13 protein-coding genes are annotated in these 11,516 nt (G+C 52.5%); 7 read left to right on the top strand and 6 right to left on the bottom strand.

Features of this window, described 5'->3' with window-relative positions:
* The 3 genes from H8Q75_RS09460 to H8Q75_RS09450 all read left to right on the top strand — a co-directional run.
* On the top strand, positions 1–671 hold a 671-nt coding region (locus H8Q75_RS09460), incomplete at its 5' end, for a HEAT repeat domain-containing protein (protein WP_297041302.1).
* Between the two features lie 12 nt (positions 672–683).
* The gene (locus H8Q75_RS09455; RefSeq protein ID WP_024123895.1) at positions 684–1,481 is read left to right on the top strand and encodes an ABC transporter ATP-binding protein; all 798 of its coding nucleotides are present in this window, start codon (positions 684–686) and stop codon (positions 1,479–1,481) included.
* Positions 1,482–1,522: 41 nt separating this feature from the next.
* Positions 1,523–2,686 carry a glycosyltransferase family 4 protein gene (locus tag H8Q75_RS09450; RefSeq protein WP_297041299.1) on the top strand — a complete coding sequence of 388 codons (1,164 nt, stop codon included), beginning with the start codon at positions 1,523–1,525 and terminating at the stop codon, positions 2,684–2,686.
* 6 nt (positions 2,687–2,692) lie between these two features.
* On the opposite strand, the gene prmA is transcribed toward H8Q75_RS09450, so the two are convergent.
* The 3 genes from prmA to H8Q75_RS09435 form a co-directional block, all read right to left on the bottom strand.
* Positions 2,693–3,592 carry a 50S ribosomal protein L11 methyltransferase gene (prmA, locus tag H8Q75_RS09445; protein WP_024123897.1) on the bottom strand — a complete coding sequence of 300 codons (900 nt, stop codon included), beginning with the start codon at positions 3,590–3,592 and terminating at the stop codon, positions 2,693–2,695.
* A gap of 8 nt (positions 3,593–3,600) precedes the next feature.
* Positions 3,601–5,184: a phosphoglycerate dehydrogenase gene (gene serA, locus H8Q75_RS09440; protein ID WP_024123898.1), complete on the bottom strand. Its 1,584-nt coding sequence runs from the start codon at positions 5,182–5,184 to the stop codon at positions 3,601–3,603.
* A 683-nt stretch (positions 5,185–5,867) separates the two neighbouring features.
* Entirely contained in the window at positions 5,868–6,305 is a 438-nt protein-coding gene (locus H8Q75_RS09435) for a hypothetical protein (RefSeq protein ID WP_024123899.1), read from the bottom strand.
* 199 nt (positions 6,306–6,504) lie between these two features.
* Between H8Q75_RS09435 and gshA the strand changes: the two genes are divergently transcribed.
* Both gshA and lpxB read left to right on the top strand, forming a co-directional pair.
* Positions 6,505–7,644, top strand: coding sequence for a glutamate--cysteine ligase (gene gshA / locus H8Q75_RS09430; RefSeq protein ID WP_024123900.1), 1,140 nt, complete (start codon positions 6,505–6,507; stop codon positions 7,642–7,644).
* Positions 7,645–7,646: 2 nt separating this feature from the next.
* Positions 7,647–8,810 carry a lipid-A-disaccharide synthase gene (lpxB, locus tag H8Q75_RS09425; protein WP_297041295.1) on the top strand — a complete coding sequence of 388 codons (1,164 nt, stop codon included), beginning with the start codon at positions 7,647–7,649 and terminating at the stop codon, positions 8,808–8,810.
* Between the two features lie 169 nt (positions 8,811–8,979).
* Here the strand turns inward: lpxB and H8Q75_RS09420 are convergent, their stop codons facing one another.
* The 3 genes from H8Q75_RS09420 to H8Q75_RS09410 form a co-directional block, all read right to left on the bottom strand.
* Positions 8,980–9,408, bottom strand: a complete 429-nt coding sequence (locus tag H8Q75_RS09420; RefSeq protein WP_024123902.1) for a Spy/CpxP family protein refolding chaperone — start codon at positions 9,406–9,408, stop codon at positions 8,980–8,982.
* Positions 9,409–9,490: 82 nt separating this feature from the next.
* Complete coding sequence (locus H8Q75_RS09415) at positions 9,491–9,814, bottom strand: hypothetical protein (RefSeq protein WP_041428846.1); 324 nt, start codon at positions 9,812–9,814, stop codon at positions 9,491–9,493.
* Complete coding sequence (locus H8Q75_RS09410; protein ID WP_024123904.1) at positions 9,811–10,416, bottom strand: sigma-70 family RNA polymerase sigma factor; 606 nt, start codon at positions 10,414–10,416, stop codon at positions 9,811–9,813. Before H8Q75_RS09410 ends, H8Q75_RS09415 begins: the two co-directional genes overlap by 4 nt.
* 158 nt (positions 10,417–10,574) lie before the next feature.
* Here H8Q75_RS09410 and H8Q75_RS09405 point away from each other — a divergent pair, with 158 nt between their 5' ends.
* On the top strand, positions 10,575–11,234 hold the full coding sequence (locus tag H8Q75_RS09405) for a MotA/TolQ/ExbB proton channel family protein (protein WP_024123905.1): 660 nt from the start codon (positions 10,575–10,577) through the stop codon (positions 11,232–11,234).
* Between the two features lie 106 nt (positions 11,235–11,340).
* Positions 11,341–11,516: DUF3110 domain-containing protein (locus tag H8Q75_RS09400; protein ID WP_297041304.1), on the top strand; the 176-nt coding region annotated here is incomplete at its 3' end.

Here is an 11,516-nt window from a genome sequence, read left to right as displayed (position 1 = left end):
GGCCTCAGTGTGCGCCCCGTCGCAGCGGACATCAAGCTGGCGTACGACGACGCTCGCCGCGCGCCTTTTGCGAATTGCAGGATGAACGCGCCACACCCTATCTCATCCATCTCCTGCAAGAACCCTGTCCCCTTGTTCGCGTCAGTGCGGCCTATGCCCTTGGCCGTAACCCCAGTTTGGCAGCGGTGGATGCCCTCATTCAGCAATTGGAGCGAGACTGGAATGGCTATGTCCGCAAAGGCATTGTTTGGGCCTTGGGCAACTGTGGTGTCCGCTTTCCCTTGCCAGAAATTTATCGCCGAACCCTTGACCCCTTGATTCATGCCCTGCAAACGGATATTTCTGCCGTGCGCCTGTGGGCAGCTAGTTCCTTGGGTCAGGTGGCAGAAGCAAGTGAAGAGGCGGCCACGGTTGCCATTCCTGCCCTTGCCCTCGCCTTGGCTCAGGACGAGATCGCTGCTGTGCGTAGTAACTGTGCTTGGGCCTTAGGTCATGCCTGTCGCAAAATTCCCCTTGGGCCCCTTTACACACAAGCCATTGATCAACTGATTGCTGCCCTACAAGACAGTGATATGGGCGTCCAAGAAGATGCCAAAGCAGCGCTGTTTAAGCTGGGGGATGCACGGGGACTACAAGCGATCGAAGATCTACAACTAGAAGCCTTTGGCTAAAGGATAGATCACATGGCCGAACCATTGGTAGAGCTGCGCGGTGTCTGCAAAACCTTTGGCAATAAGCATGTCCTCAATGATGTGGATTTAGTGATTTATCCCCAGGATGCCCTTGTGATTCTGGGACCTTCTGGGACTGGCAAGTCAACGATTCTGCGGATTATTGCTGGGTTGCTCGCTCCTGATCGGGGCGAAGTTTATGTGGCCGGTAAACGCCGCCAAGGCTTGCGCCAGGATGGTCTGTGCCGGTTGCGCATGAGCATGGTCTTTCAGCAATCTGCCCTCTTTGACTCTCTCACGGTTGCTGAGAATGTTGGCTTTTATTTATACCAGCACACCCGTTTGCCCGAAGCCCGCATTCGTGAAATTGTCAGTGAAAAACTGGCGATGGTCGGTCTCTCTGGCATGGAAGACCTCTACCCAGCGCAGTTGTCTGGGGGAATGCGCAAGCGAGTCAGCTTTGCCCGTGCCATTGTCGATAATCCGGAAGACCCCGATGATGATCCCTATCTCCTGCTTTACGATGAGCCAACGGCAGGGTTAGATCCCATTGCCTCGACAGTGATTGAGGATCTGATTCGTGAATTACAGCAGAAGACGGGGCATGCCTACGTTGTCGTGACCCACCAAAACAGTACGATTAAACGCACGGGCGATCGCTTGATTTTGCTCTATCAAGGGCGCATTTATTGGGAGGGAACCCAAAGGGAAGCTCAGACAACAGATAATCCCTATTTACGGCAGTTTCTCAGCGGCGATGTCAATGGTCCCATTCGCATCATTGATCAAGTGGGTACCACTGCTCTATAAATAGGCTCCATGGACAACGCATAAATAAGGAATCAATAATTGTGGCTTTACATATCGCGTGGCTTGGCAAAAAATCTCCCCCCTGTGGCAATGTCACCTATAGTCGTGAAATTACCAATGGCCTATTGGATCGCGGTTATCAGGTGAGCTTTCTGCATTTTGCCCAAGAGGATGAGCAGGAAGCCGAGCGCGAAGGTGAGATGCCAGATGTAACGCTCCCTTGCCTCTATAAATCGCAAGTCTATACCCTGCCCTCCCTGCGAGCCAACAAAGTTCTGGTTGAATCCCTCAAGAAACTTAAACCCGATATTGTCCACGCCTCATTGACCCTGTCCCCCCTCGATTTCTTTCTTCCCGACATCTGCGAAGAGTTAAAGATTCCCCTAGTTGCCACATTTCATCCTGCCTATAGCGAAAAGTATCGTACCCTAACGGCGGGCACCGCCTTGATGACTTACCAGCTCTATGCCCCCTTTTTAGCTCGCTATGACCGCGTGATTGTCTTTTCCCAATCGCAAAAGGAACTGCTAATTCGTCTTGGGGTCGGTGCTGAGACCCTGCGAGTGATTCCCAATGGGGTGGATACGCGCAAATATACCCCAGGACCTTCTACGGCCAAAGAGGACTTTAAAGCGCGCTACCTCTATGTCTACCAAGGGCGGATGGCCATTGAGAAAAATGTTGAAGCGCTCCTGCGCGCTTGGTGCGCAGCAGAAATGCCCTCGGATTGTAAGTTGCTGATGGTGGGGGGTGGTGCGCTGATGACCTCACTGATGGCGAATTATGGCCCGGAGCAAAATATTCTCTGGCTTGGCTCGATTATCAATGATCAAGAGCGGCTGCAAATTTTACGTGGCTGTGATGTCTTCATCCTGCCCTCACAAATTGAGGGGTTATCCCTTTCGCTCCTAGAGGCAATGGCCTGTGGCTTGGCCTGCTTGGCCACTGATGTCGGTGCTGATGGTGAAGTGTTAACCGGTGCCGGCATTGTCTTGAATCCCCAGTATGTGAAAACGCAGTTGCAAGCGCTGCTGCCCATTTTTTATCAACATCCGGAAATGATTCGCCTCCTGGGGGACAAAGCCCGTCAACGCGTGCTGCAGCGCTATAGCCTTAGTCACAACTTGGATCGCCTAGAGGCCTGTTATCAGGAAGTGATGACCTCCTATTCTTTGGTGCGACCGGCGACCAAGGTGAAAAGCTAGCTCCCTTTAGTCGGGCAAATGCTCAAAGCGCGCATTGAGACAACACCACTCGTTCCGTCGCCAGACACTGCCCAAGCTCCAGCCCTGCTGTTTCAGTTGTTCTGCAACACGATCTGCTTGATCCAAGAGAATGCCACTAAAGATACCCCAGCCCTTGGGTTTCACAATTGCGGGCAAGTGGGGCAGAATCTCAATAATCACGGGTGCCAAAATGTTACAGACGACCCCATCAACGAGTTCGAGAACTTGCTCCCAACTGCCTTGGCGGACAATCAACTGGTCGGCTCCAATGCCATTCAGTTCTGCATTCCGTTGAGTGGCGGTGACAGCAAGATCCGAGGTATCCACGGCATAGGCTTTTTGTGCCCCCAGCGAGAGGCTGGCGATCGCCAGAATACCGCTACCACAGCCAATATCAGCAATCACCGTAGGCGGCAGCGGCTCAAAGGTCTGATCCAACTGCATCTCTAGGGCTTCAAGGCAAAGCTGGGTGGTTTCGTGGGTGCCTGTGCCAAAGGCCATGCCGGGATCCAGTTTGATCACCAAGCGCGTGTTATCGCGGGGCGGCATTTCCCAAGCGGGACAAATCAGGAGGCGATCGCCCACGGCTATCGGATGCCAATAGGCTTGCCAGCTATGGGCCCAATCCTGCTCGTTCACCAATTGCCAGTGGAGTTTTGGCGAGAGATAGCCCTGCGCCACCACATCCTGCTCAATCCAAACCCCTAGGGCAGCAATGTCCAGTAAGGTCACCTGCTGCTGCGGCACATAGCCTTGGATCAACACCCGTCCCTGCTGTAGTTGAGTTGCCGTTCCTTGACAGCCAAAGGATTGAAGGCGCCAATAGACCAGCTCTTCCGCCTCAGCTTGGCAAGTGACGGTAATTTCCCACCAACGCTGCACCACAACCGTGCCTACAAATTCACGATATAGGCATCACGAATACCGGGGACCTTGAGGATTTCCTCCAAGAGTCCTTCGGGTAGGGGATCGTCCAAGCTAATCACCATCACCGCATTGCCGCGCACCATCTTGCGTCCCACCTGCATACTGGCAATGTTGACATTGAAACTCCCCAACTGGGTGCCAATCTTCCCAATAATGCCGGGCATATCGCGGTGCAGTGTCAGCAGCATATAACGGGTTGGCGCCACACTAATGGGAAAGTCATCAATACTGGTGATGCGCAATTCATTGTGGGAGAGCAAAGCTCCAGACACCGAGCGCGTCACCGATGGGCTTTTGGCAATCAACGTCAGGGAGCCAGCATAGTCGCGCTGCGATTCATCGCGAGTCTCAACTACGCGAATTCCCCGCTCCTTGGCTTCTAACCCAGCATTGACATAGTTGACCCGCTCCCGCAAGGCTGGGGAGAGCAACCCCTTCAGCGCAGCAATCACAATGGGTTGACTGTCATTAGTGGCCAGTTCTCCTTGCAAACGGACTTCCAGAGACTCGACCCGGCCACCAGCCAACTGCCCCACCAAGTTACCAAGGGTTTCTGCCAACTGCATATAGGGGGCTAGTTTTTCTAGGACATCTGGGCGCAGGCCGGGAATATTCACCGCCGATCGCGCCGGCAATCCCAGGAGGACATCGCGAATTTGCTCAGCAACATCAATAGCCACATTCACCTGTGCTTCTTCAGTGGAAGCCCCCAAGTGGGGAGTCAAGATAGCTTCCATTCCCAGACTCCGCAGGGGAGAATCGGCCTCAAGGGGTTCATTTTCAAAGACATCGAGGGCAGCCCCCGCCAGCCTACCACTCTTGAGCGCTTCCACAAGGGCTGCCTCATCAATGATGCCGCCCCGCGCACAGTTAATAATGCGAGCCGTCGGTTTCATCTTGGCAATGGTTTTGGCGTTAATTAAATGCTGCGTTTCGGGAGTTTTCGGCAAGTGCAGTGTAATAAAGTCTGACTCCGCAAAGAGAACGTCCAACTCCACAAGGCGGCAGCCCAGTTGTTCAGCTCGCTCCGTTGAAAGATAGGGGTCATAGGCAAGGAGTTTCATCCCCATGGCCCGGGCAACCGTGGCTACATGGGAGCCAATTTTACCCAAGCCAATAATGCCAAGGGTTTTCTTGTAAATTTCGACCCCTGTGAAGCGTTTGCGATCCCACTGACCCGCTTTAACTGCAGCATTCGCATCGGGAATATGACGGGCAAGGGAGAGCATCATCGCTAAGGTGTGCTCCGCAGCAGCAATGGTGTTGCCCTCCGGAGAGTTGACCACCATGATCCCTTTGCGAGTGGCGGCAGGCACATCGACGTTATCTACACCTACCCCAGCACGGCCAATAATTTTCAGTTGGTTGGCAGCCTCAATCACATCTTTCGTGACCTTGGTTCCCGATCGAATCATGAGGGCATCGTATTCGGGAATAATTTTGATCAATTCTTCCTCTGAGAGGCCGATTTTGACATCTACTTGTGCCACTTGGGCAAGCAAATCAAGCCCCACCTGTTCAATGGGATCGGAAACCAGAACTTTGGGCATAGCTAAACACTATCTATAATGCCAGAGCAGATATGCTACCACATTTTATTTCGCCCAAGGTAGGGGTAGGATGCGTTTTAGGGAGAGTCTCCCCCTAAAAGGGTGGTACATGCTTTTTCTTCCGGATGGCGCTTCACCATTCAAATTAAGATGGATTACCCAAAAAGAGCTGAGATAGCAGTAGGATGACCCCCGCTGCCGCAGCAATTCCGAGACCGGTCCCAACGAGATGCCCCCACTGCTTATTCTTTTCTTTTTGTTTTATGGCCAAGAGTAGTGAGATTTTGAACAAAGGATTCTGAAAGCATCTCTAAGGGTAGATTTCTGAAGTGCTCAATACGGCGATGAATATATGCTGATGGCTAGTGTAATCGTGTGCTTCCTTCTGAAGAGCATCGGTTTTGGCTGCTTCAGTTTTCCTTTTAATTTGGCACATAATATCACATAGTATTGAGTCCACTCCAACCCGCTAGGGTGCGCTTCTGGCGATCGCAGCTAATGTGTTAGCCAGCGCAGTGAGTCGGAATATGCAGCAGGGACACCCCAAAAAATCTTTTTCTATTTTTGAAATGATTTACCCCCGTTGAGTTGTGGCGGCAGCGGGCTTGAATCAGCCAGCAGCTCGCATCTGGAGTCACCCTAGGCGGTAACCATTCCTGAGGATGGGTTAGAACAGCTAAAAACTAGAGGCGATCGCCCGCCTCAAGAATTTTTTCTAATTCGTCAGCCACCTGTAAAACGATACGGATACTCATATTGAGGGCTTCTGCATCACAATCAGCGGCGACCTTGTTACAGAACACAGCAATGTATTTATTATTAGCAAGGGGGCGCAATTCCCAAGCGCCAATTTTCTTAGTGCTATTTTCAATTAAGAGATAGTTAGCTATCTCCTGGTCAAGATAGCCGTCGGAGATGTAGCCAATTGACCAGACATCGCGAATCTCGTAGCTGCCCAGTTGCTGGGTCTGCGAGTCAATAAAGGCTTGTTGCGATCGCCCGTTACCTAGGTCAAAAATAACACGATAATCGCCATCCTCATCCACTTGGTAACGGATCCCCAATTGATCTAAGAGACGCCCGACACGCACATCTGCTTGGACTCGCCGCTGACCAAACATGCAAAAACTCCTACTGGCCAGTGTAGTTTGCACTACAGGCTATCCTATCAGATTGTTATGCTTACAGTGGCAGTTTCACGAATGTTCATATATTGTTCATATATGCGGCAAGGGCGAGAGCGTGGTATTGTGACTAAGTATCTAAAAACTCCCCATTTACGCGGGGTTGCCCATTCACCCAACTCAGTAAGGGGCTACCATGCTGTCAAAGGGCTTTGAGGTTGAACTCTATACGGGTAAACCCACAGGCGAGATTGTGGGATTGTCGGATCGCATTGTGAGGGACTTGCCGGGGTTTGTGCGTGAACCGGATAGCCGCAATGTGGAATTTACGACACCCCCTGTGTATCTCTATGACCAAGCCCTCTGTGACTTGCTGCGCCCCCGCTTTCGGCTGCGGGCCTATCTGCAATCCTTGGGGGATTTCACGCTGGTTCCGGGCAGTACCCTGAGTCTTGGTGATACTCAACGCTTTTATCGTTCTGACCCGCAGAATCCTTATCACACCTACATTGAGCAAACCTACGGCACGCGGGTGGTGACGGCCAGTGTCCACATCAATATTGGTTTGCGGGATCCAGAGGAGTTGATGCGTGCCTGTCGGCTTGTGCGGCTGGAGGCACCCCTGTTTCTAGCGCTCAGTGCTGCTTCACCGTTTCTCGATGGCCAGGTTACGGGCTATCACTCCACCCGGTGGGCCATCTTTCCCAAAACTCCACCCCAAGTGCCCCTATTTACTAGCCATGCCCACTTTATTGAGTGGACGGAGGCACAACTTCAACAGGGCACGATGCAAAATGTGCGGCACCTCTGGAGTGCCGTGCGTCCTAATGGCGATCGCCGGCCCTACGATCTGAATCGTCTGGAACTGCGCATTTGTGATTTGGTGACGGATCCCATTGCCCTACTGGCCATTACGGCTCTCCTAGAGGCGCGGCTGCTGCAATTGCTCGACACCCCTGAGCTGGATCCTTTGCGCTGGGGCGATCGCGAGACCTTGGCACAACTGGCGGATGAGAATGAGCAGCTTGCTGCAAAACGTAGCCTTGAGGCGGTGTTGACCCACTGGCGCGATCGCCGGCAACTAACGGCAGCTGCCTGGATAGCAGAACTCTATGAGGAGGTCTGGCCAATTGCCAAAGCACAGGGCTTTAGCTGCTTTCTGGCACCGATCAAGAAAATCCTGCGACAGGGAAATACCGCTCAGCAATGGTTGGCTCAATATGCAGCAGGACAATCCCTCCCTGAGATTATGGCCACAGCCGTACAAGAAATGGCCGCCAGTGAACAGGAATTTGCGGATCAACTCTGTCAACCAGTGGCGGCAGTGCGGGGCTAGGGATGGCACATTTGTTCATTAGTACGGGGGAAGTTTCCGGGGATTTGCAGGGTGCGCTACTGGTGAAGGCACTCTATCGCCTGGCTGCAGAGCGGGGAATTCCTTTGGAAATTTCTGCCCTTGGGGGCGATCGCATGGCAGCAGCAGGGGCAAAGGTCCTCTTTAATACGGGGAGTATTGGCTCGGTAGGACTGCTAGAAGCCCTGCCTCTCATCAAACCCACGATCGCCCTCCAACTAAAGGCACGCCGCTACCTACAGCAGCATCCGCCGGACTTGGTGGTTTTGATTGATTACATTGGTGGCAATGTGGCCATGGGGCAGTTTATTCGGCGGCACTTTGCCATTCCAATTGTCTATTATATTGCCCCCCAAGAGTGGGTCTGGTCCCATAGCCTCAAGACGACCCAGCAGATTGTTGCCCTCAGCGATCGCCTGCTGGCCGTTTTTCCGGAGGAGGCCAGCTATTATCGCCGTCACGGGGCCAATGTGGTGTGGGTAGGGCATCCGCTGTTGGATCGTATTGCCGCCGCCCCAAGTCGTGAGGTGGCGCGCCAAAGTCTGGGCATTGCTGCCGATGAGCTGGCGATCGCCCTATTGCCCCTTTCGCGCAAACAGGAAATTCAATCCCTCTTGCCACTGATTTTAGGGGCTGCCACGAATATCGCTAAAGCCTATCCCAAAGCCCACTTTTGGTTACCGTTGTCTCTACAGCAGTATCGTCCAGCCATTGAAGCAGTTCTCAAGCAATATCCCATTTCCGTCACCCTTGCGGAAGACTCACTGCAAGTTCTGGCGGCAGCGGATCTGGCGATCGCCAAATCGGGCACAGTGAATTTAGAAACGGCGCTTTTGAATGTGCCCCAAGTGGTCATCTACCGTGTGCATCCCCTGAGTTTGTGGCTTTATCAGCGCTTCCTCAAATTCGATCTCCAGTTTGTATCGCCTCCAAATTTACTGGTTGGCAGAGAAATTGTCCCTGAGCTCCTACAGGGTCGCGCCACCATTGACAACATCACCGCGGCAGCTTTTGCCCTATTGGATCACCCGGAAAAACGATTGGCCATGCAGGCAGGCTACGCGGAAATGCGAGCGGCCATGGGCACTCCTGGCGTCGTCGATCGCGCCGCTACAGAGATTCTGAACTTCATCGCTCAAAATTGCTGATCTTAAGTTGCTGAGTGGCTCTCCTGCCTTAAAGCCCAGTGCGGGACTTCCCATGCCCTTCAGGGAATATGGGAGTAAGGATGCCATAGACTTTTGCCAATCGCAAGAAAAGGGCCAGAGCCTGATGCCCTGACCGCCAACAGGGCTCAAAGCCCTATAAAACAGTTGCCTAGCGCTCTAGTCGCCGCTGACCCTGACGGTTTTGCAGGCGTTCTGCCAGGGCTTGGCGCTGCTCAGGGGTCAAAATTTTCCGTGTGGCCAGCATGCTTTCAAACCGTAATGTTGCCAGTTTTTGCTGAAGCTGTTGCACTTGGGCATGTTTGGCCCGGATTTCCTCATCGCTAGCATTGCTGGCCATGAGCCGCCGCAGTTCATCTTGGGTAGTGCGCAGTTGGGCACGGGTTTCCTCTATTTGGCTTTGATATCGCTGCCGCACCGCCTGTAAGTTTTGGCGTTGTTCAGGGGTGAGATTGAGATTCTCCACTTTGGCACCCCAATCAATGCCACGGTTAGCCGGACCTGCAAAGGTGGGCAACACAACTGCCAAGGAACTGAGGGTGCTACAGAGCAAAAGGGTAGTCAGGGATTTTTTCAACATTGCTGTGGTCTCCTGTGTCAAAAGTTAACAAAACGAATTAGCAAAATGAAAAAATGAAAGCAAGAATTACCTAAGAAAAGATTCACTCGAAGGTGACAGGTTCCGCACTCTCAAACAGCGCTTGCCAATTGGTGGCAATGAAGGTTTCTAGGCCATCGGCAGGTGTCTGCTGCGCCACTTGAGCCGCAGGTTTGAGGAACCACACACTGGCGGTGGTGGTGGCGATCGCGCCAACCCCCAAAATAGACACGACCTGCCAACGTCGCTTATTCAGCTGATATTGATGCAAACCGGCTTCAACAATACACTGTTCCAAGTAGGGAGGCGGTAGCGGGGGCGTTCCCGCGTACATCTGCACAAACTCAACCAAATTTTTATCCTCCGTAGGTGGGGGTTCACGTTTCATAGGCTGACTCCGGCTTCGGTAAAGTAAGTCCGCAAGGTGCCACGGGCGCGAAAGAGGCGGGATTTTACAGTACCCACTGGAATCCCCAGAATTTCAGCAATTTCTTTTTGGGGTAAGCCCTGGAGATCGTGCATGACCAAAACGCTGCGATACTCTAAGGGCAATGTAGCCAACCCTCGCTGTACCAAATCTTCATAGTGCAATTGCCGTAGATCTAGTCCAGGGGTGAGTGACTCCCTGTGATACAAGTATTGCTGATGTCGCGATTTGCGCATTGCCAATTGACGGCGATAGTCGCAAGCCACATTCCAAGCAATCCGGTAGAGCCATGTCGAAAACTTTGCCTCGTGTTTGAGACCCTTTAGCCCCTTCCATGCCCGCAGGAAAACCTCCTGCACCAAATCATCAAGGGCAACTGCACCGCACAACTGAAACAGGAGCGATCGCACCCGTTGCTGATGCCGTTGATACAGCTCCCGAAAGCCGTTGGGATGCCCGGCAAGGCACTGCTCAATCAGGGGGCGATCGGGATCGTTCACTTGCGGTCGGGTCCCGATATCTGTTGATGCGGTTGCCGCTGATAGGGGTAAAGATACACTCATGCGAGGTATCGCTCCATTAACGCAATCACTGTATTAGACAGGACATCAGCAACAGTGGTTCAAAACCCTTGGCAGTAGGGTTTGCTAGAATTTGGGAAACAATTGCCGCCACCGGCTGGACTATACTAAACGTCGGATGCTCTGACAGGGAACTGGCCGTGAATATCGCTGAAATTTTTAACCGTGGTGGCTTGGCCATGTGGCCACTACTCATCCTCTCGATCTTGACCTTAGGCACCATTTTTGAGCGGCTTTGGTTTTGGGGTATGGTTCTCCGAGGAGAAACCAAACTGGCGGAGCAAATTCTGGATGCCGCTCGCCACGATTGGCAAGAGGCGCTTGAGTTAGCGGCAAATGCCTGTGATCAACCCATTGGGCGCTTCCTCTACACTCCTTTACAACTGATTGACACCAACCCAGAAATCTTTCGCTTGGCTCTAGAGGCTGCAGCTGATGAGGAACTAAGTGCTATGCGGCGGGGCGAGAAGGTCCTAGAGGCAACGATTACGATGGCACCTCTACTGGGTTTATTGGGAACAGTCCTAGGTCTAATTAATGCCCTCAGTTCTATTCGCTTGGGGGATATTGGCACACCCGCAACCATGGGGGTAGGTCTCGGCATTAGTGAGGCCTTAATTAGTACCGCCTCTGGCTTGGTGGTCGCGATTATTGCCCTTGCCTTTCAGCGGCTCTTTCAAGCTTTTCTGTTGCAGCAGGCACAAATTTTTCGTCGCACTGGCAATGAATTAGAACTCACCTATCGCCAAGCATGGCTTGAGCAGCGGATCAAAGGGGAACCTGAAAAAACATTGTTCTAACTCAAGGTCTATTTTTGCATTTGGATTACCCGCAACTTAAAAATCCTACGGGTAGGGTGAACTAAAATCGTTATAATCGCTGTTGAGATTTCATTGGCGAGGCATCATGCGCGTTTACGTGTTGCTCTATAATCCCGGGACTGAAAATGAGGGCATTCATTCTCTGCAACTGGGCGATCGCAACCTTATTCTGATGTTTGAAAGCGAAGACGATGCCAATCGCTACGCCATGCTCCTAGAGGCACAGGATTTTCATCCCCCCAGCGTCGTTCCCATTGATGC

Source organism: Thermosynechococcus sp. OHK43 (assembly GCF_014466085.1).
Lineage (GTDB): Bacteria > Cyanobacteriota > Cyanobacteriia > Thermosynechococcales > Thermosynechococcaceae > Thermosynechococcus.
Note: the sequence above shows the minus strand (reverse complement) of the source record. Positions and strands in the feature narration are given on the sequence as shown.